The following is a 22047-nucleotide window of genomic DNA, read 5'->3' on the forward strand; positions in this document are numbered from 1 at the left end:
GATGAAATCGATGGAAGAGATGATCCAGGCCGCGCAGCAGGCCGCCGAGACCATCCAGAAGCAGATGAATGAAACGCAGGGCAAGCTTGACCAGATGGAAGTCGAAGGGCTTTCGGGCGGCGGCCTCGTCAAGATCCGCTGCTCCGCCAAGGGCCGGGTCATCGGCGTCGCCATCGACGACAGCCTGATGCAGGCCAGCGAAAAACCGATCCTGGAAGACCTGATCGCCGCTGCTTACAACGATGCTCGCGTAAAGGCGGACTCCGTCGCGAACGAGGAACTGGCCAAGGCGCAGCAGGGCATGGGTTTGCCGCCGGGCTTCAAGCTGCCGTTCTGATCCCGATCCGCAGCGGTCGCGGATGCGAATCCGTGACCGCGATGCGGTTTAAACCGCTTGCGCCTGGCCGCCTGTTTGACCAGCCGATGTCAGTGTCTTGATTTTAACCCGTTGCAGCCCTGCGTGAGGCTCATCCGGCAAAGCCTTGACGATCCAAGCCATTTTGGTGGCATTCGTTCCCTGATCCAGGCGGTACGTCCACAGGCTTTCGCCTGCAACGGATTGCAAGGCGAGGCGAAGACCCCATATCTTCAATGAGAGCCGGGGAGGGCCATGGTCCATCCTTGCGCATGAAGAATGGATACTACCTTGAACCTGCTTCCGCTTTTGCCACTGCGTGACATCGTCGTTTTCCCGGGCATGGTCGTGCCCCTGTTCGTGGGTCGTGAGAAATCCGTCGCCGCGCTCGAAGCCGCGATGGCCGGTGACAAGGACATTTTCCTCCTCGCCCAACTCGATCCGGGCTGTGACGATCCCGACCGCGATGATCTGTATGATACGGGTGTCGTCGCCAGCGTGCTGCAGCTGCTGAAACTGCCGGACGGCACCGTTCGTGTGCTTGTCGAAGGGCAGGACCGCGCACGTCTGGAAACGCTGCGTTCCGAAACGACCGAAGAAGGCGACATGCTTGTGGCGGGCGTGGAAATGCTCGATCCGGTCGAGGCGGAAGGCACCGAAGTCTCGGCGATGATGCGCACGGTCGTCGATCAGTTCGGCGAGTATGCGAAGCTCAACAAGAAGCTGAGCCAGGACGCCGGGGAACAACTGGGCGATATCGAAGATGCGGCGAAGCTGGCCGATACCGTCGCGGCACAGCTTTCCGCAAAAGTATCGGACAAACAGGCCGTCCTGTCGGAAGCCGATCCGCTCAAGCGCCTGGAAATGGTCTACTCCTTCATGGAAGGTGAGCTCGGCGTTCTGCAGGTCGAGCGCAAGATCCGTGGCCGCGTGAAGCGCCAGATGGAGAAGACCCAGCGGGAGTATTACCTCAACGAACAGCTGAAGGCGATCCAGTCCGAACTCGGCGGCGGTGAGGGCGACGAGGCCAACGAACTGCTCGAACTGGCCGACAAGATCGAGAAGACGCGCCTGTCGAAGGAAGCACGCGAAAAGGCGATGGGAGAGCTGAAAAAGCTCAAGTCCATGCAGCCGATGAGCGCCGAAGCGACCGTCATCCGCAACTATCTCGACGTGCTTCTCGGCCTGCCGTGGGGCAAGAAGAGCAAGTTGAAGCGCGATATTTCGACCGCGCAGGAAATCCTCGACGCCGATCACTATGCGCTCGACAAGGTCAAGGACCGGATCATCGAGTATCTGGCGGTTCAGGCGCGTACCAACAAGCTGAAGGGGCCGATCCTGTGCCTCGTCGGCCCGCCGGGCGTTGGCAAGACCTCGCTGGGCAAGTCGATCGCCAAGGCGACGGGGCGTGAATTCATCCGCCAGTCGCTGGGCGGGGTACGCGATGAGGCCGAAATCCGCGGTCACCGTCGGACTTACATCGGCTCGCTGCCGGGCAAGATCGTCACGAACCTCCGCAAGTCCGGGCGGTCGAACCCGCTGTTCCTGTTGGACGAGATCGACAAGCTTGGTCAGGATTTCCGTGGCGACCCGGCATCGGCGCTGCTCGAAGTGCTCGATCCCGAACAGAACGCCAAGTTCCAGGATCACTATCTGGAACTGGATATCGACCTGTCTGACGTGATGTTCGTCTGCACGGCGAACAGCCTGAACCTGCCCCAGCCGCTGCTGGATCGCATGGAGATCATCCGTCTGGAGGGCTACACCGAAGACGAAAAGGTTGAGATCGCTGAGCGCCACCTGATCGAAAAGCAGATCGAGGCGCACGGCCTGAAAAAGGGCGAGTTCACGCTGACGCAGGAAGCGCTTCGCGACCTGATCCGGTATTACACTCGCGAGGCGGGCGTCCGTACGCTCGAACGCGAAGTGGCGCGTCTCGCGCGCAAGTCGCTGCGACAGATCCTGGAAGGCAAAGCGACCGAGATCACGATCACGCCGGACAACCTGTCGGACTTCGCTGGCGTGCGTAAGTTCCGTCACGGCATCGGCGAGGAAGAACATCAGGTTGGTGCGGTGACGGGCCTCGCCTGGACGGAAGTCGGCGGCGAACTGCTGACGATCGAGGCGGTGACGGTACCGGGCAAGGGTCAGATCAAGGCCACCGGCAAGCTCGGCGACGTAATGAACGAGTCGATCCAAACCGCGTTCAGCTTCGTTCGTGCCCGCTCTCCGGCGTACGGCATCAAGCCGAGCGTGTTCAACCGCAAGGACATCCACATCCACCTTCCCGAAGGCGCGGTGCCCAAGGATGGTCCTTCGGCGGGCATCGGCATGGTCACCTCCATCCTGTCGACGCTCACCGGCAGCCCGGTTCGCAAGGACATCGCCATGACGGGTGAAGTCACCTTGCGTGGTCGCGTCCTGCCGATCGGCGGATTGAAGGAAAAGCTGCTGGCCGCCTTGCGCGGGGGTATCACCACGGTGCTGATCCCCGAGGAGAACCGCAAGGATCTGGCCGAGATCCCTGACAACGTGAAGCAGGGGTTGGAGATCATCCCGGTTTCGCACGTCGATGAGGTTCTCGCCAAGGCATTGACCGAACCGCTCTCGGCAATCGAATGGACAGAGGCCGACGAACTGGCCACCGCGCCGCCACCGGCCACCCCTACGGCCAGCGCCACCGCGCACTGATCCTAAGGGTATTCCGGAATTGATGAGGGGCGTCGGATTACCGGCGCCCTTTGTCGCACCTGGCGGGTGGGCGGTGCTTGCCCTCATGCGGCTCTGCCTGTACCCGCCTCCATCATATCGGGCGCCGCCATCGGCGCTGCTGGAAGGATCTTGCCATGGGTTACCGCGTAGTCGTCGTCGGCGCGACCGGGAATGTCGGCCGTGAAATGCTCAACATTCTCGCCGAGCGCGAATTCCCGGCAGACGAGATTGCGGTCGTCGCCTCGTCGCGCTCGATCGGGATCGAGATCGAGTATGGCGACACCAATCGCATGCTCAAGGTCAAGAACCTCGAACATTTCGACTTCGCAGGCTGGGACATCGCGCTGTTCGCCGCCGGTTCCGAGGCGACCAAGGTCTATGCCCCCAAGGCCGCTGCGGCTGGATGCGTGGTGATCGACAATTCCTCGCTTTACCGCATGGACCCCGACGTGCCGCTGATCGTGCCGGAAGTGAACCCGGAAGCGATCGACGGGTACACGGCGCGCAACATCATCGCCAATCCCAACTGCTCGACCGCGCAGATGGTCGTGGCGCTCAAGCCCCTGCACGACAAGGCGACGATCAAGCGCGTCGTCGTATCGACGTACCAGTCGGTATCGGGTGCGGGCAAGACGGGCATGGACGAGCTGTTCGAACAGAGCCGGGCGATCTTCGTCGGCGATTCCGTCGTCCCGCGCAAGTTCACCAAGCAGATTGCCTTCAACGTAATCCCGCACATCGACGTGTTCCTGGACGATGGTTCGACCAAGGAAGAATGGAAGATGGTGGTCGAGACCAAGAAGATCCTCGATCCCAAGATCAAGGTGCAGGCAACCTGCGTGCGCGTTCCGGTATTCGTCGGTCATTCTGAATCGCTGAACATCGAGTTCGAGAACGAGATTTCCGCGACCGAAGCACAGGACATTCTGCGCGAGGCACCGGGTGTGATGCTCGTCGACAAGCGTGAGGACGGCGGATACGTGACCCCGGTAGAAGCCGTGGGCGACGGCGCGACCTACATCAGCCGCGTGCGTGAGGATTCGACGGTCGAGAACGGCCTGGCGCTGTGGTGCGTTTCGGACAACCTGCGCAAGGGCGCGGCGCTCAACGCCGTACAGATCGCCGAATTGTTGGGCCGTCGCCACCTGAAAAAGGGCTGACGGCGAGGCGCGGCTGCCCCCGGCCAAGCATAAGCGAGATTGCCTTGAGTGAAGTGACGACCGAGTTCGTAAAAGGTTTTGGCGGAGCAAGGATGGCGGTGCATCGGCTATCGACCGCACCTGCTGCGCGACCGCTGGTGTTGTTGCATGGCCTGTTCTCCTCCGCCGAGGTCAACTGGATCAAGTACGGTAATGCACAGGTACTTGCGGATGCCGGTTTCGATGTAATCATGCCAGACCTTCGCGCGCATGGGCAAAGCGAGGGACCGCATGACCCGGCCGCTTACCCCTCCGATGTTCTGGTTCAGGACCTAACGGCGGTGATCGATGCTCTCGGGCTGACCGACTATGACCTCGGCGGATTTTCACTTGGTTCGCGGACATCGGTGCGAGGCGTGTTGGCTGGTCTTGCACCACGCAAGCTCGTCCTGGGTGGCATGGGGTTGAGCGGTCTGGCCGGGTGGGCACGGCGCAGCGCGCACTTCGTGGATGCCATCGACCGCTTCGGAACGATCGAGCGCGGCGACAAGGCGTTTGTCGCTCAGGCGTTCATGAAAACCATGAAGATCGACCGGACAGCGGCGCGGCTGCTGCTGGGTTCGGTAGACGATACGTCTCCTGATGCCATCGCTCGCATCACGATGCCGACTTTGTGCGTTTGCGGCGCAGACGATCAGGATAACGGATCGGCCCAGGAACTGGCTGAGGCGCTGCCAACCGGTACGTACGTGGAGACGCCCGGCAATCACATGTCATCGGTCACGTTCAAGGAAATGGGCAGGGCCATCGCCGCGTTCCTCTCCTGACGGCGGGGTAAAACACGACCGTGGGATATTGCCCTGCCACGTGCGGGGTATACTCTTGAACCATTCAAAAAGGTTTGGAGAGGTCTTCCCATGAAATTCGCATCCACCGCCTTGGCGGCGCTGGCAGCAAGCCTGTCGTTCGTCGCGGCGCCAGCGGTTGCCCAGCAGGCCGCTGAGGCGGCTCCCGCCTATCCCACGACGGCAAATGGCGCCGCCCGCTTCGTGGCCGATGCCGAAAAGGATTTGTTCGATTTCTCGATCGACAATAACCGGGCCAACTGGATCAACTACACGTACATCAACGAGGACACCGACGCGCTGGCCGCCAAGTCGAATGGTGAGCTGACCGAAAAGCAGGTGAGATACGCCGTCGAGGCCGCCAGGTTTGCCAAGGTCAGCGGCCTGGATCCCGATGTATCGCGCAAGCTTGGAATTCTGCGCCAGGGCATTGTCCTCCCGGCGCCGAACACGCCGGGCGCGGCGGCGCAGCTGAGCGAGATCACCACGCGCCTGTCCTCGGCGTACGGCAAGGGCAAGGGTACGCTCAACGGCAAGCCGATCAACGGTTCCGATATTGAAGAGCAGATGGGTAATCCTCAGCACACCCCGGCGGAATATGCCGAGATGTGGACCTCCTGGCATGACAATGTCGGCAAGCCCATGCGGGGCGATTACGAGAAAATGGTCGGCATCGCCAACCAGGGCGCGCGTGAGCTGGGCTATGCCGACGTCGGTGCGATGTGGCGTTCTGGCTATGACATGACGCCGGAGCAGTTTTCGGCAGAAACGCAGCGGCTCTGGGAAGAGACGAAGCCCCTGTATATCGCGCTTCATACCTATGTGCGCCGCAAGCTGAACGAGAAGTACGGCGACGCCGTGCAGCCGCGCACCGGGCCGATCCGCGCGGACCTGCTTGGCAATATGTGGGCGCAGGAATGGGGTAACATCTATCCGCTGGTCGCGCCGTCGGGGGCAGGCGATCTTGGCTATGACGTGGGCGAATTGCTGACCGCGCAGAAGAAGACACCGGTGGACATGGTGAAAGCGGGCGAGGGCTTCTATTCCTCGCTGGGCTTCGATCCGTTGCCCGGCACGTTCTGGACCCGCTCGATGATCGTCAAGCCGGCCGATCGCGAAGTGATCTGCCACGCCTCTGCCTGGGATGTCGACAACAAGGACGATATCCGCATAAAGATGTGCACCAAGGTGAACGCGGATGATTTCACTACCATCCATCACGAACTGGGCCACAATTACTATCAGCGCGCCTATAACAAGCAGCCGTTTCTGTACCTGAACGGCGCCAACGACGGTTTTCACGAAGCCATCGGCGATTTCGTCGCCCTGTCGATCACGCCGCAGTATCTGGTTCAGATCGGCCTGCTCGACAAATCGCGGGTGCCCGGCGCGGACAAGGACACCGGGCTGCTGCTGCGGCAGGCGATGGATAAAGTGGCTTTTCTGCCGTTCGGCCTGTTGATCGACCGGTATCGCTGGAACATCTTCGACGGCAAGATTGCTCCGGCTGACTACAACAAGGCGTGGACCCAGATGCGGCTGGAGTATCAGGGGATCGTCCCGCCTTCCGCGCGGCCAGACGATGGCTTCGATCCCGGCGCGAAGTATCACGTGCCGGGCAACACGCCCTACACACGCTACTTCCTGGCGCGCATCCTGCAGTTCCAGTTTTATCAGGCGGCTTGCAAGCAGGCAGGTTGGAAGGGCCCGCTCCACCGTTGCAGCTTTTACGGGGACAAGCAGGTCGGTGCGAAGCTGAACGCGATGCTCGAAATGGGTCAGTCTAAGCCGTGGCCCGAAGCGCTGAAGGTGTTCACCGGATCGAGCAAGATGAGCGCCAAGCCGATGCTGGACTACTTCGCCCCGCTCAAGAAATGGCTCGACGCCCAGAACAAGGGCGAAAAGTCAGGCTGGTAAGCGCGAGATCGGCCGCCGGGCATAAGCCCCGGCGGCTGTCGTCGCGCGGCTCTTAGCGGAAGGGCGGTTCGTTGAACGCGCGCAGTTTGCGAGAGTGCAATCGATCCCCCTGTTCGCGCAGGAGGTCGCAGGTGATGAGGCCGATCTTGAGGTGGCTGGCGATCGCTTCTTCGTAGAAACGATTGGCTTGCCCCGGCAGCTTCAACTCACCATGAAGAGGCTTGTCCGACACGCACAGCAAGGTGCCGTACGGCACCCGAAAGCGGTAGCCCTGCGCGCTGATCGTGGCGCTTTCCATATCGATGCCGATCGCCCGGCTGAGCGAAAAGCGCTTGGCGGAATCTGTGTAACGAAGCTCCCAGTTGCGATCGTCGGTGGTCACGATCGTGCCCGTCCGCATCCGTTTTTTAAGGTTCGCCCCGCCGCCGCCGCTGACGATCTCGGCTGCCTGCGCCAAGGCCTGCTGCACTTCGGCGATGGCGGGCAGCGGGATTTCAGGGGGGAGGACCGGATCGAGCACGTGGTCGTCACGCAAATACGCGTGGGCCAGTACGTAGTCGCCGATCCGCTGGCTTTCGCGCAGACCGCCGCAGTGGCCGATCATCAGCCAGGCTTCAGGTCGCAGAACCGCAAGGTGGTCGGTGATGGTCTTTGCATTGGATGGGCCGACGCCGATGTTGACCAGAGTTATGCCTGAGCGATCCTCGCGAATGAGGTGATAGGCCGGCATCTGGTGGCGACGCCATGCGGTGTCAGACAGGCGCGCGCGGGCATTGTCGACCGGCGCGTCCAGAATGAGACCGCCCGCACCCGACAGGGCGACATAGCCGTCGCTGCCGACTTGCTTACCGGCCCAGTCCACGAATTCATCGACATAGCGGTGATAGTTGGTGAACAGGATGAAGCGCTGGCAGTGTTCCGGGCTGGTGCCGGTATAGTGCGCCAGACGGGCGAGGCTGAAATCCGTGCGCAGGCCGTCAAACAGCGCGAGCGGCTGCGGCTGGTCCTCCCCGAAGATGTGGATGCCGTCGGCGATCTCGTCACCGATCATGGCGAGGTCTGTGCTGGGGAAATGCGCCGCCAGTTCGTGCGGGGTGACCGCGCCGACAGGAACGCCGTCGAGGACGTAGGCGAAGGGAATTTCCTGTGCCGAACGGGTGACCTGGAATTCGACTTCGTACTCCGCCTCGATCAGCGCGAGCTGCTCGGTCAGGTAGTCTGCGAAGAGGTGAGGCTTGGTGACCGTCGTTGCGTACGTGCCGGGCAGTTCCAGTCGGCCGAACGCCCGTGATGCACGCGCAGCGCGCTCGGTGCCGCGATACGTGATGCGCAGATCTGGATAGGTCCAGAGGCGCTGGTCGCGACGATCGTGTGGGGGAAGAGTGCCATGCTCGACAAAGGCGGTGATGTCGGCCTTGAGAGTGGAGACGGCGGCTTCATAAACGCGGACCAATTCCGCGAGCGTTTCTTTCATCATTTGCATGGCGACCTATTACGCAAACCGTCTTTTGACGCAATAGGTGGCATTGAGGGCAAGGATATGACGGTCGCGATCGCTGAGGGGTAGCCAGCTTGGCCACTCCTGACGCCTAAATAGGAAAGCCCCCGCTTCATGACGAAGCGAGGGCTTTTTGATCCTTGGCGAATGCCGAAGGGTAGGCTCAGGCTTGAGCTTCGCCTTCTTCTTCCGCTTCGTCTTCGACCGCGATTTCGCCGGGTTCAGCGTTCGGGTCGTAGGCTTCGGTGAAGCCCGAGACGTCCTGTTCGAACATCGCGGCCATCACGTCCACGCCCTGGTTCTGCAGTTCGGCCTCATCAGGCGAACGAGCGACGTTGACCTTGACGGTAACGACAACTTCAGGGTGCAGCGTTACCTTGACGTCGAAGATGCCGAGCGTCTTGATCGGGCGTTCCAGCACGATCATCTGCTTCGACACGTTCGCGCCTTCGGCGTTCAGTGCGTCGACGATGTCACGCACCGAAACCGAACCGTACAGCTGGCCCGAGTTCGACGAGGCGCGGATCAGAACGACCTGCTTGCCTTCGACGTCGCTCGAGTGCGACTGTGCGGCCGAGCGACGCTCTGCGTTTTCGGCTTCGATCTTGGCGCGGTTGGCCTCGAAGACCTTCTTGTTGCGATCGTTGGCGCGCAGTGCCTTCTTGTTGGGAAGAAGGTAGTTGCGTGCGTAGCCGTCCTTCACCGAGACGACGTCGCCGATGGCGCCGAGCTTCTCGACACGTTCCAGGAGGATGATGTCCATGGGTCAGTCCCTCCTTACTTGACGATGAAGGGCAGGAGGCCGATGTGCCGGGCGCGCTTGATCGCCTGGCTCAGCTCACGCTGCTTCTTGGCGGAAACCGCCGTGATGCGGCTCGGAACGATCTTGCCACGCTCGGACATGAAGCCCTGCAGCAGACGAACGTCCTTGTAATCGATCTTCGGCGCGTTCTTGCCCGAGAACGGGCAGGACTTGCGGCGGCGGAAGAATGCACGTGCCATAGGAATCAGGCTCCTTCACGTTCGCGACGGCGAGTACGCTCGCGATCGCTCTTGCGCATCATCACCGAAGGGCCGTCCTCGTGCTCGTCAACGCGAATGGTCACGTAACGGATCACGTCTTCGTTGATCGACGTCTGACGCTCAAGCTCGGCGACAGCGGCGCCGTTGGCTTCGAGGTTGAGCATCACGAAGTGCGCCTTGCGGTTGCGCTTGATCTTGTATGCGAGATTCTTGAGGCCCCAGGATTCGGTCTTCACGACCTTGCCCTGGTTGGCTTCGACGATCTCGGTTGCGGCGGCGGCAAGTGCGTCGACTTGCGCCTGGCTGAGGTCCTGGCGTGCCAGGAACACGTGCTCATATAGAGCCACGGCAGCTTCCTTTCATCAATCTAACCGATCGCTGGCTTGTCCGCGGGATTGCGGGGCCCCTCCGGCTTTCTTTCGGTTTCCGGCCATTCACGATGGCACGGAAGGCGGCCCAATACGCGATTGTGAGCGGATTGCAAGCGAATGGAGCTTTGACGGGAACAAATTCGCTCCATGCAAAGTTGCGCGGATTGGCATTTTTGTTGCGCATGGGCGTCCGGGCGTTAGCACCGTGCCATTATTTAATAGAAACGAGTCGCCCCATGATAGCTGCTGTCCGTCGTTCTGCCTTATTCTTTATGGCAAGTGTCGCCCTGCCTGCCCTCTTGCCGTCGCCGGTTGCGGCGCAAGCTGCCGTCGATGCCTCCACAAGCAAAGGCGCCACGGCGGAGACGGTGACGACACAACTCCCGCGCAACGTGCGCCCAAGCCATTATGACGTGACGGTCACGCCGGACGCGAAGGCAATGACCTTCACCGGCAAGGTTGCGATCACGGTGGATGTCAAGGACGCGACCAGTTCGATCACGCTGCAGGCCGCTGACCTGAAAATCGCCAAAGCGGCGCTTGCCTCCAAGATGGGGCAGCGCATCGGCGCGCCCAAGATTGCCATCGACGCCAAGGCGCAGACCGCCACTTTCACATTTGCAAAGCCGCTGACGCCGGGAAGCTACGTGCTGTCGATCGATTACGCGGGCAAGATCAACACCCAGGCATTCGGCCTGTTCGCACTGGATTACAAAGCGGCTGACGGCACCCAGAAGCGCGCTTTGTTTACTCAGTTCGAAAATTCCGACGCGCGGCGTTTTATGCCGTCGTGGGACGAGCCGTTCTACAAAGCGACGTTCAGCCTGAAGGCGGTGGTGCCGGATAACGAAGTGGCGGTCGGCAACTTGCCGGTTGAAAGCCGCAAGCCCGCGAGCAAGGGCAAGACGCTCGTAACCTTCGGCACCAGCCCGCGCATGTCCACTTACCTGCTCTTTTTCGGTCTTGGCGAGTTCGAGCGCAAGACCGTGCAGACCGCCGGTACGGAGGTGGGCGTGCTGACCAAGAAGGGCGATCTCGCTCAGGCAGACTATGCACTGGAGTCATCCGCCGCGTTGCTGCCGTGGATGAACGACTACTTCGGGGAAAAGTACCCGCTGCCCAAGATGGACAACATCGCCGCGCCGGGTCGCAGCCAGTTCTTCAGCGCCATGGAAAACTGGGGCGCGATCTTCTACTTCGAAAACGCGATGCTGCTCGATCCCAAGATCGCATCGAACGCGGTTCGCGAACGCATCTTCACGGTCGTTGCGCACGAAATGGCTCACCAGTGGTTCGGCGATCTCGTAACGATGTCGTGGTGGGACGACCTGTGGCTTAACGAGGGCTTTGCGTCGTGGATGGAGAGCCTTGCCACGCAGAAATTCCATCCCGAGTGGCATCCCGAACTGACCGGCGTATCCTCGCGCGAACAGGCGATGAGCCAAGACGCTTATGTAACGACTCATCCGATCATTACGCCGATCAAGACGGTGGAGGAGGCGAGCCAGGCCTTCGACAACATCACCTATTCCAAGGGCGAAGCAGTCATCCGCATGCTGGAGGCTTATGCCGGTTCCGAGCAGTGGCGGGCGGGCGTGCGCACGTACATGGCGCGCTACAAGAACTCGAACACGGTGACCGATGATCTGTGGCGCGAAATGGAAGCCGCCTCGGGCAAGCCGATTGCCCAGATCGCGCATGACTTTACGCTTCAGCCCGGCATTCCGCTGGTGAAGGTGTCGTCGTCCTGTGCTGCGGGTGTCACGCGCCTGACGTTGGAGCAGGGCGAATTCACTCGCGACCGAGCGAACAAGCAGCCGCTCAACTGGCGCGTACCGGTGCGGGCTGCGGGATTTGATGGCAAAGTGACCGACACACTGTTGCAGGGCAAAGGTACGCTGCAGGTCGCGTCGTGCGGGCCGGTGGTCGTAAACGCAGGCCAGTCAGGCTATTATCGGGTGCTGTACGATTCCGCGACGTTTGCAGGCCTCAGCCGCCAGATCGCGAAAGTGCAGCCTGTCGACCAGCTGGGCATCCTGAACGATGCAGTGGCGCTGGGCTATGCCGGGCAGCAGCCGATGGCCGATATGCTCGGTCTGATCAAAGGACTGCCCGTCGATGCCTCACCGCAAGTCATGGAGCGGGCGGCCGATGTCATATCCGGCTTGGCTGAGTACGCAAAGGGCAACGCCAAGCGGGAGGCGGCGCTCGCTCGTTTCGCATCTGCCCGATTGTTGCCCGTGCTTGAGCGCCTGGGTTGGACGCCGAGGCCGAACGAGGCCGTGACCGACGGCGATTTGCGCGGCACCCTGATCGAGACGCTTGGCGATCTGGGTGAACCGGGGGTCGTTGCCGAAGCACGTCGCCGTTTCGCCGCTTCGAAAACAGACCCGAGCGCTATTGACCCTTCGCTGCGCGTATCGATCCTGACGGTGGTCGCGAAGCACGCGGATGCCCAAACATGGGACGCGCTGCACGCGCTCGCGCGTGAGGAAACGTCGGCTCAGGTGAAGACAACGCTGTATTCCCTGCTTGGCCGGGCACGTGATCCGCAACTTGCCGACAAGGCGCTGGCTCTGGCGCTGACAGATGAGCCGGGAGTCACCACGACCCCCGTCATCATCAGCGCTGTGGCTACCGACCAGCCTGGCCGGGCGTTCGATTTCGTCGTCGCCAACAATGCTGCTGTCATGGCCCGTGTCGATAGCTCTGGTGCGACACGATACGTCGCGCGGCTGGCCCAGAACAGCGCCGATCCTGCCATGGTCGGGAAGTTGAAGGCCTATGCCGACGCCAATCTCCCAGCCGACGCACGCCGGCCGGTGAACGAGGCCGTCGCCAAGATCGAGGACCGGATCAAGGTACAGGCGACGCGCATGGGCGAAGTGGACGCATGGCTGGCCAAATCGGGCTATTGATCATGCGACCGAGAGGCAGTGCAATCCTCGCGCCGCCTCTTAATTCGGCCTGTGGATGAAATTGCCGACAACCACCCTTGCATCGGCTCGATTCCCTAGCTAACGCGCAGTCGTCCGGCCAAGTCGATGGGGTCGGGACCGGTACGGCGGGCCTGTAGCTCAGCGGTTAGAGCTGGCCGCTCATAACGGCTAGGTCGCGGGTTCGAATCCTGCCGGGCCCACCAATGCCGGACACGATAGCTTCGGCTGTCGGTTACATCGACGCCCGTGAGGTCGGGGAGTGGCGCAGTCCGGTAGCGCGCCTGCTTTGGGAGCAGGATGTCGCAGGTTCGAATCCTGTCTCCCCGACCAACACGGCTCTCACAGAAATCAGATCCGATGGGCTGCGAAAACGCGTCGCTAGCTGCCGTTTGCGGCGCTCAGAATTTGCGTCACGTTAGCAGGCTTTACGCCCCGCTTTTCCAGATGCGTGAATAGTTTGCGCCACCAATCGTACAATCCGTCCAGATCCTTGCCATTGCGCACATACGGCGTGTGGCCGGGGGCGAGGGAAGGGCTGTGGAATGAGAACACCAGCACGGGAAGGCGCTCATCGATCGCAATGTCCACGCCGCGTAGTGCTTCTGCGGCGGTGATGCCTTCGGGGGTCAGGGGAATACGTTCGAGAAGACCGGCGCGTGCCAGAACGCCACGAACCTGGGGCGTGCGCCACAGGTGCGGATAGATGACGTTCCCCACCTGACGTAGCGGACCCCAATAGACGGTCGTCAAAGGCAGTTCGAGAAGACGCCGCTCCTGATCCACCCAATATGGATGGAGCGGATGCTCCCGATAGTTCGGGCCACCGCTGCCGCTGTAGTCCCAGCGGGCGCGAACCGATGTGTCGATTGCGATCCCGCATTCGCGAAGGATTTCGGCGGTGCGTGGACCGAGTCCATAACGGCCCGCCCGGTAGATACGCGGTGCGACGCCAAACGTGGTGTCGATCTTGTCTCGCAAAGTGCGCAGCTTTTCGCGTTCAAGCTCGAACGGAAGATTGCCGGCGAAACTGTTGAACTCACTTACTTGTTCAGTGAATGGAGGGCTGACCCACGGATGAAGCTGCACACCGATGTCAGCCGCCCCGCGCGCGACGGCATCGCCGATCGCATCGGTCGCCAACGAAGAGCATGCGACGGGCCAGTCGACCAGATACGTGGGCGATACGCCGAAACCTTCGCAGAATTGCTGGAACTTGCGCAAGACGGGAACGGTGACGACACTGTGTTTTTCGCGATCGAGCGGCGCCGACCAGTCGAACTCTTCCTCGGTATCGACGGTCACGATGAAGCGCTGGCCGAATTCCTTGCCGAACGAGGCAAAAGACTGCTTGCCGGGTAGCTCCAGGAGATTGGGTCCGGGCAAGAACTTTCCCTTCCAAGGGTCGCATCCGCCCGTCCGGAAATCGACGGCAGCGGCCCTTGACGCCTTAGTGCGTAAAGGTTGCCGAATTGCTATTGTCTGTGTCAGACCCGGTCAAGGCGGGGAGAGACAAACGCAGGGTGTTGTCCACCCGTTGCAACGTTCCTCCGGCAGCGGTTGCTTCTGCCGAGGCGAGGCGAAGCGTGAAGCCGATGCCGAACATTCCCGCCGCCAATGACTGACCTCGGTCCCCAGCGACCGCTTCGAACAGCGCCGAAGGATCGCGCTCGGCCAGAACGGCGGGGAGAGTAACGGCTATCTCGACGGTATGTTGATCAACTGCCCAGTTGAGCGAGAGAGCTTCTCCCGGGGCAGTAGAGCCGGCCAACGCAGCGAGCAGCCGCCAGACCATACGCTCGACCTCAACCCGTGCGACGCGGACGGGCAAACTGGTGGCGGATGGGTCTGATGCCATCATAAAGCCACTCCGCCGTGGCTCCGTCCAGGCGCGAAGGCGGACCACGGTCTGCGCAAGGACGCGGGCGAGATCGCACTCTCCGTCATCCAGTGGCATCGCGCCGGTTTCCAGCTTTACCAGGCGATCCAGTTCCTCGAACCCCGCGAGGATATGGGCGCAGTCCCCGGCAATCGCTGCGGCCAAAGCGCGATATTCATGGGGTGCGGGGCCGTACAACTGCTGTTGGATGATCTCGGCCGCCACCTGGATGGCGTTGGCTGGCGTGCGCAATTCATGCAGGATCTCACGCATTCGCTCGGCTTCTGAGGTGTCCACGGGGGGAGGGGACTTGACCTGCACGGGAGGGGCAGGGCGGCGAATGCGGCCGCAGTAGCCGGTGAACGATCCGGCCTCGAACCGGGGTGCTGCATCCACCTGCCAGTGGCCGGTGATGGCTGGCGCGCCAGCCAGAGTGAGGCGGATCGCGCAAATCGGAAACCGCTGCCGCATGATGGATGCCAGATCCGCGCCCGCAATCGACCGATCTTGCGCACCCGCCAGGTTGAGGCCGATTATTGACGGAGCGTGCGGTCCGTCCGCCCAGGACACTCGCCCATGAAGGTCGGTCGTGAAATCGATGGACTGGGCGAGGCGAACGGATGCGGGTGCGGTGTCCCCCAACGGCAGGCGAGGAGCCTCTGCGCCGGTCTCGGGAGGTCCCATCGCGGCGCGGGCTTTGCGGAATTCTTCGATACGGCGGACGATCGCGCCGATACCGGCTTCGCTCGCGGCGCTCTCGCCAGCCGTTTTCTGCTGCAGGTCGCGATGATGCTGGGCAGCGCGTGCCCTGGCCCATTCGCTGAGAGAAGTCGGTGGCGGTGAAGAGTCCGCCATGTCGAGCAGTTCCAGCACATCGTTGGAGATGTCCTGATCGAGGCCGATATCGCCGGTGGGCGCATTGAAGGATGGTCGCGCTATGTCGGGAAGCGGGGCTTCAGGGTCCGGCTCGTCAATCGGAACGTCCAGCGCGATAAGTTCGGCACTGGCAGCCGACGGTGGAAGCCCGCGGTCGCGAATGCCCAATCGCTCCAGCAGCGCTTCAATTGGCTCAGGAAGATCGCAGCGATGACGCAATATCCCGCGAGCACGGACTGGAAGGGCGGGGATCAGCGCCAACCAATCATCGTCCGTAAGCTGGGCGGAGCGAATCGCTGCACAAGCCACGTCGGGTTCCGCGTCGGCCAGCCATGCCAGAAGGCGGGAATTGGTGATGGGTTGCAATGGCTGTCTCAGCAGACGGGCGCGATCCACGGGGGAGATCTGGCGCCCCAATTCCTCAAGCCGCGCGAAGCCTGCTTCCACGAGAACGTCCGGTTCTGCGGCGTTTGGAGCCTGTCCAAGAATATCGACAAGCTGCCTGAACTGAATTCGCGCCATCCCATCCCCCGAGGATGGCAGGCGCAAAACAGTAGCAAGGCGATCGTCGAAATGCATTCGGTCTCCGGTGCCTGAATGGCCTGATCGACCATGACAGAACACTCCCTATGCGCTCCCTATGTTTACTATAAGGAAAACAACAGGGTTCACTGCGTAACAAACCCTGTGGACAACGAAAGGGCGCAGTTTCCGGCGTTGCAAAGCGGGACAATTACGCTATGGCCTAATAATATTACGGCGCACTGGCGTTTTCGATGTGTAAGTTGCAGACTGGGAGCGGTAGAACGCTCCCGCCGGGGAAATTTAAATGATCAATCTCGATGAAATCGACCGCCGCTTGCTGGCAGAATTGCAGGAGGAAGGTCGGATCACAAACGTCGAGCTGGCGCAGCGTGTCGGGCTTACAGCTCCACCTTGCCTGCGCCGGGTTCGCAGCCTTGAAGAAGCGGGCGTGATCCAGGGCTATCATGCCGATCTCGATGCATCGAAACTGGGGTTCACGATCACCGTATTCGCGCTGGTCAGCCTGAAAAGCCAGGCGGAAGAGTCGCTCCGCGCGTTCGAAGATCATATGAAAGGTCTGCCCGAAGTGCGTGAATGCCACATGCTCAATGGCGAGATCGATTTCATCATCAAGATCGTCAGTCGTGACCTTCAAAGTTTCCAGGAGTTTCTCACCAGCAAGCTGACGCCTGCACCCAATGTGGATAGCGTCAAGACCTCACTCACGATCCGCACGGCCAAGAGCATGCCTGGCGTACCGATGGGCTGATCGGCGCTAAGGGCCATGAACAAGTCTACACGACGCACCCTGTTGATCGGGCTGGTAGTGGTTCTGCTGGCGACGAATGTGTGGTGGTTTTTCCTGCGTCCGCCGGAACCCCCGATACCCGCTTTTGAATTAGGAAGCACGGGCGGCGTCAGCGTCACGATCAGTCCTGCCGAGGCGGCTCTTGCTCCGCTGTTCGATCCCATTCACGATCGCTGGACCATAAGCGGAAAAGCTGTGGGTGATCTGGAGAGGCGTATGCGTTCTTCCGAAGCCGGGGGCACTCAGCGCATCAAATTCCTCACCGTTCAGCTTTCCTCCAACGCCAATACTGAACAGGCCCGCCGCGCGCTCCTCACATTGGCGCGCCAGCATATCTGTCACGTCGCCTTGATAGATATGGGAGGTAGTCCGCAAGATGATCAACGGATCACCAGCCCCGTCCACCGGATCGTTTCAGTGCGCGACAACGATGGGAACGCGATCGGCTGCGTTTCGCCTCAAAGCCCTGCGGCGGCGTCGAGCGCGAAGACGTAGCTGCTGGAACCGAAGCCGGCGATGGTTCCTTTGGCTGCTTTGCCAACCCATGAGGTGTGGCGAAACTCTTCGCGCAAATGCGGGTTGGAGAGGTGGACTTCGATCACCGGGACTTTGATGGACTTGATCGCATCGTACAGTGCGACTGAGGTGTGGGTATAGGCGCCTGCGTTGAGCAAGACGGCGTGGGCGCCGGTGTCCTCGGCCTCATGCAGCCAGTCCACGAGGTCACCCTCGTGGTTTGACTGCCGCATGTCGATCGCGATCCCTCGCGACCCTGCATGGTCGGTCAGCATTGCGCCGATATCGTCAAGCGATTGCGTTCCGTAAATGTCCGGCTCTCGCTTGCCCAACCTGTTGAGGTTTGGCCCGTTCAAAACCAGAACCAGCTTGTCCGCCATCGTTATATCCCCGTGATCGTCACGCGCAGCTTTAGCGAACAGACTCACCGGCGCAAGCTGACCGTATCACCGCACTGGTGGGATAGGCGGGGGCGGGGATAATGGTCCCTGCCGGCCCTCGCCGCCGCCATTGGAAACTGCGGGTGCCACAGCGGCAACCGGTGGTGATTGTGGAGCCGGCGGAGAGGGGCGATCGTCCTCTGGCTCACTGCTATCCTCGGACGATGCCGCGTCTCCGGCATAGAACGCGGCCAGCGATTGCTGATCCTGCTGCTGGCGAGACGCCTTGAGATTTGCCGCGCGGTCTGCCGCCTGCTGGCTGGCGATTGCCTGCGCTTCGGCGAATTGCTTTTCGGTTTCCTCGCTGCTGGAAGATCCGCAGGCAGACAGTGCCAGCGCAGGCAGCACGATCATGGCAAGCCGAAGCATCCGAATTTCTCCGTCGGTTGATAGTCAGGCATCAGGTTATAGCCTGACATCGTTAGGGATTGATTAGCGATCGCTCCCCCGCGTCTTGCCCTATTGGCGCATTGCCGAGTATCCCAGATAGCCGGTGCCGAACAAAGCATAGAGAGGTTCGGGTATGCCAGCGAGATAGCTGCTCATGCTCTGACCGATCGCATGGGCAGTTTCTGGACTGACCGCGCCGATCAAACCCATCGGCAGCGCCCACAGGATCATGACATAGATGACATAAAGTAAGCTGGGCCGGGCGCGGCTTGTCCACGGATCGGCGGAATTGGCTTCGGCGACGATTGCCGACAGCCTCCCCTTCAACAAATCGAGTTCCTGCGAGGTCTCCAGCCGTAGCAGTTCCAATTTTGCTCGTTCTCGAGCGTCAGGGTCTGGAATGACCTTGTCGATGATGCGCGTGATTGGGCCGAGGAGAGGATCAAGGATCGCCACTGGTTCGCCTTTCAAAGAAATATTTCCCAAACCGATTATAACCAAATAGGTTATTGTAGGAAATCTTCTTGTCTGGCGATCGATCTGCTCAGATCACGGCATCGACCGAGGGGCAGATGCCCTTCTCAATCAGGGCCTCTCGACTTCCCGCAGGATGCCATCCCAAAATGGCCGTACTTTCCGAGGCATCGAACCGGGATCGATGTGCCCGGCACTTCCAATCATGCAAGGTCGACAGATGGCGATTGGGGTGGTGAAGAGCGGTCTTGACCAGGCCACGCGCCAGATCGGCGAGCCAGTATTGCCATGGACTCCTCGGTGAGGCTGCCACTTTTATTCCAGCGCGCTCCGTCATCGCTTGCACATAGTCGCGCGCGGACAACAAAGGGGCGTCGGCAATCAGAAAGCTGCGCCGCTCGATGTCATCTACATACAGGGCACGCACGATTGCATCCGCCGCATCCTCGACCAAGACGAAGGGAAGGTGGTGTCGGCCATCGCCCCAATAGGTCAACCGGTTCCAAGCCGAAAAACGACCGACGCCATAATGGATCGGCGTGCTCCCCGCCCCAATGACAATCCCGAGGCGCAGAATTACAAGCGGCAAGCCCTGATCGCGGGCCAAGGCCATCAGCAGCCGCTCGCAGGTCGCCTTGGAACGGGCATAGTGATTGCGGCGTTCGATGGCGGGATCGACAGGGGTGCTGCCATCGATCGTCATCCCCGGATCGGCTGAGGCGTAGGAATCGATTGAGCCGACATAAATGAAGCGACGAACACCATGCTGCAGAGCCGCCTGCGCGAGCCGGAGTGTCGGTGCTACATCGTTATCAAGATACTCCTGCCAGTTCCGGCCCTCGCCCTTTGCCAGATGAACAACAGCGTCGACCCCGCGAAGACTTGCGTTTAATGTGGCCAGATCGAGGGTGCTACCCTTGACCAGTTCGACGCGTTCATGGCGCATTGCGGAAATCCCGTCGGGATTGCGGGTCAGCACGCGCGACGATCGCCCACCTTCGACCAGTCGCGATACGACATGCTGACCCACAAACCCGGAGCCGCCGATAACGAGTATCGGCTTTGCATCCGCTCCGTCCACCTCGCCCAATCGTTGGTGCCTAGGTTCCTCCTGCACAAGATCAGGCGTCAAGGTCTGCATTTTCCATGTCGCGGGCGATCTCACGCAAGTACAGCTGACCTGGCAACATAATGTCACAATTTGCGGATGGAATTGGCAGAACTCAGGACTGGAAACACCGGCTTGTGCACATCCAACGACGGTATCAGACCACCGCGTAAGGGTTCGCAACATTGCCGATGGATAGCCGCGATTCGCGCGCCTTTGCCGCAGGCGAGAAGGGGTGACCGAGCCACAGATGAATGGAGTAGGCGGGATGTCGACAACTCTATCCCAACGGATACTGGGCCGGCTCGGCGACCGGCCGGCCAAGTTGGCGTTCAACCTGTCCAACACAGCAGTAATGCGCCAGCATCTCGGTCGGCGTTATAGCCAGTTGCTTGACCGACACCGGCCCTCGCTTCCGTCATTAGCCGGCCTTAATCAGGCTATCGTCGATGGCCTGGAGCGCGACGGAGTGTTTATCACGTCGCTTGATGCGTTAGGTTTGCCGGGATCGGCGGAGATGCTTTGCTCGGCACAGGAGGTTGCCAAAGGGTGTGCCGAAGATGCACGGCGCGAAGCACGGCTTGGCCGCGAATTCATTCATGCGCCAGCGTCCTCAATGATGAACTACCCCGAGATTTTCCAGTGGGGGCTGAATGAGCGGATACTCGATATAGCGGAGGCCTACATTGGTCTTCCGGTCGCCTACGACGGGATGACGTTGATCTACACGGTCGCGGACGGAACCGAACTCGGCCCGCGGCAGTGGCATCGCGACCGCGAGGATCGAAAGATGATCAAGGTCGCGGTTTATTGTACGGACGTCACCGACCAGGGTGGCCCATTCGAACTCATCAGCCGGGTCGATCGTTCGCAAGGCGTCGATGATCGCTATCAGTTCGAGTTTGGTACTCATGAGGTTTTGAACAAGCGCCTAGGCCCTGGGTACGAACGGGATATCGTCTCGTGTACGGGCCTTGCCGGAACCGTTGTCTTTGCTGACACAGCCCGGTTCTTTCACCGAGGGGCGCCTACTTTCGACAAGGATCGCGTCGCTCTTTACTACGGCTACTTCGCCAATCGCACGCGACATCCGTACTTTTGTCAGCGTTCAGGGCTTACCCGTCGTGAGATCACCGATCTGGTGGAAGGTATGTCAGCCCGCCAGCGATCCAGCGCTCTTTGGCACAATGCCCTGCCGCCGTGGCTGCGCCTGATCCCGTCAGCGCCGGTATGACGTTCAGCGAAGGATCCCTGACGATGCCTCCTGATGCGCAGTCAAGATCCCCGGCGGTGGGCATCGTGGTGATCGGGCGCAATGAGGGAGAGCGGCTCGGCCCCTGCCTGCGGTCTGCTCTACGGGCGAGACGACGGGTGGTATATGTCGATTCCGGATCGAAAGATGATAGCGTCTCGCTGGCACGCGCTTTGGGTGTCGAAGTGGTGGAACTCGATGCAAGCGCGCCTTTCACAGCGGCACGCGGGCGCAACGCCGGATTTTCGCGCCTGCTAGGGTTGTGGCCGGATACCGCATTTGTCCAATTCATGGACGGCGACTGCGAATTGGATCCGCATTGGATAGACGCCGGGCTGGGCATCTTATGTGATCGCTCCGACGTCGCCGTAACCTTTGGCCGCAGACGTGAACGCTATCCCAACAGAACATTGTTCAACCGCGTCTGCGACATGGAATGGGACGGCGCTACAGGTCCGGCGGAAAGCTGTGGAGGTGATGCATTAATGCGGGTCGACGCGCTTTTGGCGGTGGGGGGATACGACGATGGCCTGATCGCAGCCGAGGACAATGATCTGTGCCACCGCATACGCCGCAGTGGTTGGAGCATTATCCGTATCGCAGATGAAATGACGCTGCATGACGCGGATATGACCACATGGTGGCAATGGTGGCAGCGCAACCGCCGTAGCGGTCATGCCGGAGCCGAAGCATGGTATCGTCGCGGTGCGGAAGATCCGACGCTTTTCAAGCACGTCGTCAGTAATCTACTGTGGGGATTGCCGCCGCTTTGGCTGCTGTGGCCCGTGCTCTGGTGGCGCGTCTATCGTCGATCCGGCGCGATCTACGCTACCCACATTGTTCTGGGAAAAATCCCTCATTGCGTAGGGCAGCTTGGTTTTTGGTGGACGCGACTGCGTGCCCGCAAGATGATGCTCATCGAATACAAGTAATCGATGCGTTCCAGATTGCCGCAACGAGACTGATCTGAACCCGCGAAATAT

General features: G+C 60.9%; 20 protein-coding genes and 2 tRNA genes. 12 read left to right on the plus strand and 10 right to left on the minus strand.

All coding sequences use genetic code 11. From position 1 onward, the window contains the following. Position 1 precedes the first annotated feature (1 nt). The 5 genes from ACZ1JM_RS05345 to ACZ1JM_RS05365 all read left to right on the plus strand — a co-directional run bounded on the left by ACZ1JM_RS05345 (position 2) and on the right by ACZ1JM_RS05365 (position 6968). Positions 2-337, plus strand: coding sequence for a YbaB/EbfC family nucleoid-associated protein (locus ACZ1JM_RS05345; protein WP_465133815.1), 336 nt, complete (start codon positions 2-4; stop codon positions 335-337). Positions 338-634: 297 nt separating this feature from the next. Beyond that, complete coding sequence (gene lon, locus ACZ1JM_RS05350) at positions 635-3046, plus strand: endopeptidase La (RefSeq protein ID WP_465133816.1); 2412 nt, start codon at positions 635-637, stop codon at positions 3044-3046. A gap of 155 nt (positions 3047-3201) precedes the next feature. Then, entirely contained in the window at positions 3202-4227 is a 1026-nt protein-coding gene (locus ACZ1JM_RS05355; protein WP_465133817.1) for an aspartate-semialdehyde dehydrogenase, read from the plus strand. 92 nt (positions 4228-4319) lie between these two features. Next, positions 4320-5033 (plus strand): alpha/beta fold hydrolase, encoded by a 714-nt coding sequence (locus tag ACZ1JM_RS05360; protein WP_465134987.1) that lies wholly within the window; start codon positions 4320-4322, stop codon positions 5031-5033. 90 nt (positions 5034-5123) lie between these two features. Next, positions 5124-6968: a M2 family metallopeptidase gene (locus ACZ1JM_RS05365; protein WP_465133818.1), complete on the plus strand. Its 1845-nt coding sequence runs from the start codon at positions 5124-5126 to the stop codon at positions 6966-6968. 52 nt (positions 6969-7020) lie between these two features. On the opposite strand, the gene ACZ1JM_RS05370 is transcribed toward ACZ1JM_RS05365, so the two are convergent. The 4 genes from ACZ1JM_RS05370 to rpsF form a co-directional block, all read right to left on the minus strand. Next, positions 7021-8451, minus strand: a complete 1431-nt coding sequence (locus ACZ1JM_RS05370) for an AMP nucleosidase (RefSeq protein WP_465133819.1) — start codon at positions 8449-8451, stop codon at positions 7021-7023. Positions 8452-8629: 178 nt separating this feature from the next. Beyond that, complete coding sequence (rplI, locus tag ACZ1JM_RS05375; RefSeq protein ID WP_465133820.1) at positions 8630-9229, minus strand: 50S ribosomal protein L9; 600 nt, start codon at positions 9227-9229, stop codon at positions 8630-8632. Between the two features lie 14 nt (positions 9230-9243). Next, positions 9244-9468, minus strand: a complete 225-nt coding sequence (rpsR, locus tag ACZ1JM_RS05380; RefSeq protein WP_039284546.1) for a 30S ribosomal protein S18 — start codon at positions 9466-9468, stop codon at positions 9244-9246. Positions 9469-9473: 5 nt separating this feature from the next. Further along, complete coding sequence (rpsF, locus tag ACZ1JM_RS05385; RefSeq protein ID WP_465133821.1) at positions 9474-9836, minus strand: 30S ribosomal protein S6; 363 nt, start codon at positions 9834-9836, stop codon at positions 9474-9476. 260 nt (positions 9837-10096) lie between these two features. On the opposite strand from rpsF, the gene ACZ1JM_RS05390 reads away from it, so the two are divergent. The 3 genes from ACZ1JM_RS05390 (at position 10097) to ACZ1JM_RS05400 (ending at position 13129) form a co-directional block, all read left to right on the plus strand. Then, positions 10097-12778, plus strand: coding sequence for a M1 family metallopeptidase (locus ACZ1JM_RS05390; protein WP_465133822.1), 2682 nt, complete (start codon positions 10097-10099; stop codon positions 12776-12778). A gap of 148 nt (positions 12779-12926) precedes the next feature. Beyond that, positions 12927-13002, plus strand: a tRNA-Ile gene (locus tag ACZ1JM_RS05395). Positions 13003-13052: 50 nt separating this feature from the next. Beyond that, positions 13053-13129, plus strand: a tRNA-Pro gene (locus ACZ1JM_RS05400). Between the two features lie 48 nt (positions 13130-13177). Here the strand turns inward: ACZ1JM_RS05400 and ACZ1JM_RS05405 are convergent. Both ACZ1JM_RS05405 and ACZ1JM_RS05410 read right to left on the minus strand, forming a co-directional pair. After that, positions 13178-14182, minus strand: a complete 1005-nt coding sequence (locus ACZ1JM_RS05405) for a polysaccharide deacetylase family protein (RefSeq protein ID WP_465133823.1) — start codon at positions 14180-14182, stop codon at positions 13178-13180. A gap of 64 nt (positions 14183-14246) precedes the next feature. Beyond that, positions 14247-16130 carry a histidine kinase gene (locus ACZ1JM_RS05410; RefSeq protein ID WP_465133824.1) on the minus strand — a complete coding sequence of 628 codons (1884 nt, stop codon included), beginning with the start codon at positions 16128-16130 and terminating at the stop codon, positions 14247-14249. 250 nt (positions 16131-16380) lie between these two features. On the opposite strand from ACZ1JM_RS05410, the gene ACZ1JM_RS05415 reads away from it, so the two are divergent. After that, complete coding sequence (locus tag ACZ1JM_RS05415; RefSeq protein WP_465133825.1) at positions 16381-16845, plus strand: Lrp/AsnC family transcriptional regulator; 465 nt, start codon at positions 16381-16383, stop codon at positions 16843-16845. A 15-nt stretch (positions 16846-16860) separates the two neighbouring features. Continuing rightward, positions 16861-17379, plus strand: coding sequence for a hypothetical protein (locus ACZ1JM_RS05420; RefSeq protein WP_465133826.1), 519 nt, complete (start codon positions 16861-16863; stop codon positions 17377-17379). Here the strand turns inward: ACZ1JM_RS05420 and aroQ are convergent. From aroQ to ACZ1JM_RS05440, 4 genes are all read right to left on the minus strand, one after another. Then, positions 17343-17780: a type II 3-dehydroquinate dehydratase gene (gene aroQ / locus ACZ1JM_RS05425; protein WP_465133827.1), complete on the minus strand. Its 438-nt coding sequence runs from the start codon at positions 17778-17780 to the stop codon at positions 17343-17345. The genes ACZ1JM_RS05420 and aroQ overlap by 37 nt on opposite strands. A 66-nt stretch (positions 17781-17846) precedes the next feature. Further along, on the minus strand, positions 17847-18209 hold the full coding sequence (locus tag ACZ1JM_RS05430) for a hypothetical protein (RefSeq protein ID WP_465133828.1): 363 nt from the start codon (positions 18207-18209) through the stop codon (positions 17847-17849). 90 nt (positions 18210-18299) lie between these two features. Further along, the gene (locus tag ACZ1JM_RS05435; RefSeq protein WP_465134988.1) at positions 18300-18686 is read right to left on the minus strand and encodes a holin family protein; all 387 of its coding nucleotides are present in this window, start codon (positions 18684-18686) and stop codon (positions 18300-18302) included. 88 nt (positions 18687-18774) lie between these two features. After that, positions 18775-19836 carry an NAD-dependent epimerase/dehydratase family protein gene (locus tag ACZ1JM_RS05440; protein ID WP_465133829.1) on the minus strand — a complete coding sequence of 354 codons (1062 nt, stop codon included), beginning with the start codon at positions 19834-19836 and terminating at the stop codon, positions 18775-18777. A gap of 244 nt (positions 19837-20080) precedes the next feature. Here ACZ1JM_RS05440 and ACZ1JM_RS05445 point away from each other — a divergent pair, with 244 nt between their 5' ends. Together ACZ1JM_RS05445 and ACZ1JM_RS05450 are read left to right on the plus strand one after the other, a co-directional pair. Continuing rightward, a complete protein-coding gene (locus tag ACZ1JM_RS05445; protein ID WP_465133830.1) occupies positions 20081-21046 on the plus strand; it encodes a phytanoyl-CoA dioxygenase family protein in 966 nt (321 codons plus the stop codon). A 23-nt stretch (positions 21047-21069) separates the two neighbouring features. Then, positions 21070-21996 carry a glycosyltransferase family 2 protein gene (locus tag ACZ1JM_RS05450; protein WP_465134989.1) on the plus strand — a complete coding sequence of 309 codons (927 nt, stop codon included), beginning with the start codon at positions 21070-21072 and terminating at the stop codon, positions 21994-21996. The last annotated feature ends 51 nt before the right edge of the window (positions 21997-22047 follow it).

The organism is Novosphingobium sp. BL-S-24 (assembly GCF_055521575.1).

What these genes read in the sequence shown, in the direction of transcription:
- rplI (WP_465133820.1), bottom strand. Translation starts at nt 9,229, where the DNA reads ATGGACATCATCCTCCTGGAACGTGTCGAGAAGCTCGGCGCCATCGGC.
- ACZ1JM_RS05430 (WP_465133828.1), bottom strand. Translation starts at nt 18,209, where the DNA reads ATGCTTCGGCTTGCCATGATCGTGCTGCCTGCGCTGGCACTGTCTGCC.
- ACZ1JM_RS05360 (WP_465134987.1), top strand. Translation starts at nt 4,320, where the DNA reads ATGGCGGTGCATCGGCTATCGACCGCACCTGCTGCGCGACCGCTGGTG.
- ACZ1JM_RS05410 (WP_465133824.1), bottom strand. Translation starts at nt 16,130, where the DNA reads ATGCATTTCGACGATCGCCTTGCTACTGTTTTGCGCCTGCCATCCTCG.
- ACZ1JM_RS05365 (WP_465133818.1), top strand. Translation starts at nt 5,124, where the DNA reads ATGAAATTCGCATCCACCGCCTTGGCGGCGCTGGCAGCAAGCCTGTCG.
- aroQ (WP_465133827.1), bottom strand. Translation starts at nt 17,780, where the DNA reads ATGGCGGACAAGCTGGTTCTGGTTTTGAACGGGCCAAACCTCAACAGG.
- ACZ1JM_RS05450 (WP_465134989.1), top strand. Translation starts at nt 21,070, where the DNA reads ATGCCTCCTGATGCGCAGTCAAGATCCCCGGCGGTGGGCATCGTGGTG.
- ACZ1JM_RS05390 (WP_465133822.1), top strand. Translation starts at nt 10,097, where the DNA reads ATGATAGCTGCTGTCCGTCGTTCTGCCTTATTCTTTATGGCAAGTGTC.
- ACZ1JM_RS05345 (WP_465133815.1), top strand. Translation starts at nt 2, where the DNA reads ATGAAATCGATGGAAGAGATGATCCAGGCCGCGCAGCAGGCCGCCGAG.
- ACZ1JM_RS05445 (WP_465133830.1), top strand. Translation starts at nt 20,081, where the DNA reads ATGTCGACAACTCTATCCCAACGGATACTGGGCCGGCTCGGCGACCGG.
- ACZ1JM_RS05415 (WP_465133825.1), top strand. Translation starts at nt 16,381, where the DNA reads ATGATCAATCTCGATGAAATCGACCGCCGCTTGCTGGCAGAATTGCAG.
- lon (WP_465133816.1), top strand. Translation starts at nt 635, where the DNA reads ATGGATACTACCTTGAACCTGCTTCCGCTTTTGCCACTGCGTGACATC.
- ACZ1JM_RS05420 (WP_465133826.1), top strand. Translation starts at nt 16,861, where the DNA reads ATGAACAAGTCTACACGACGCACCCTGTTGATCGGGCTGGTAGTGGTT.
- ACZ1JM_RS05370 (WP_465133819.1), bottom strand. Translation starts at nt 8,451, where the DNA reads ATGCAAATGATGAAAGAAACGCTCGCGGAATTGGTCCGCGTTTATGAA.
- ACZ1JM_RS05355 (WP_465133817.1), top strand. Translation starts at nt 3,202, where the DNA reads ATGGGTTACCGCGTAGTCGTCGTCGGCGCGACCGGGAATGTCGGCCGT.
- rpsR (WP_039284546.1), bottom strand. Translation starts at nt 9,468, where the DNA reads ATGGCACGTGCATTCTTCCGCCGCCGCAAGTCCTGCCCGTTCTCGGGC.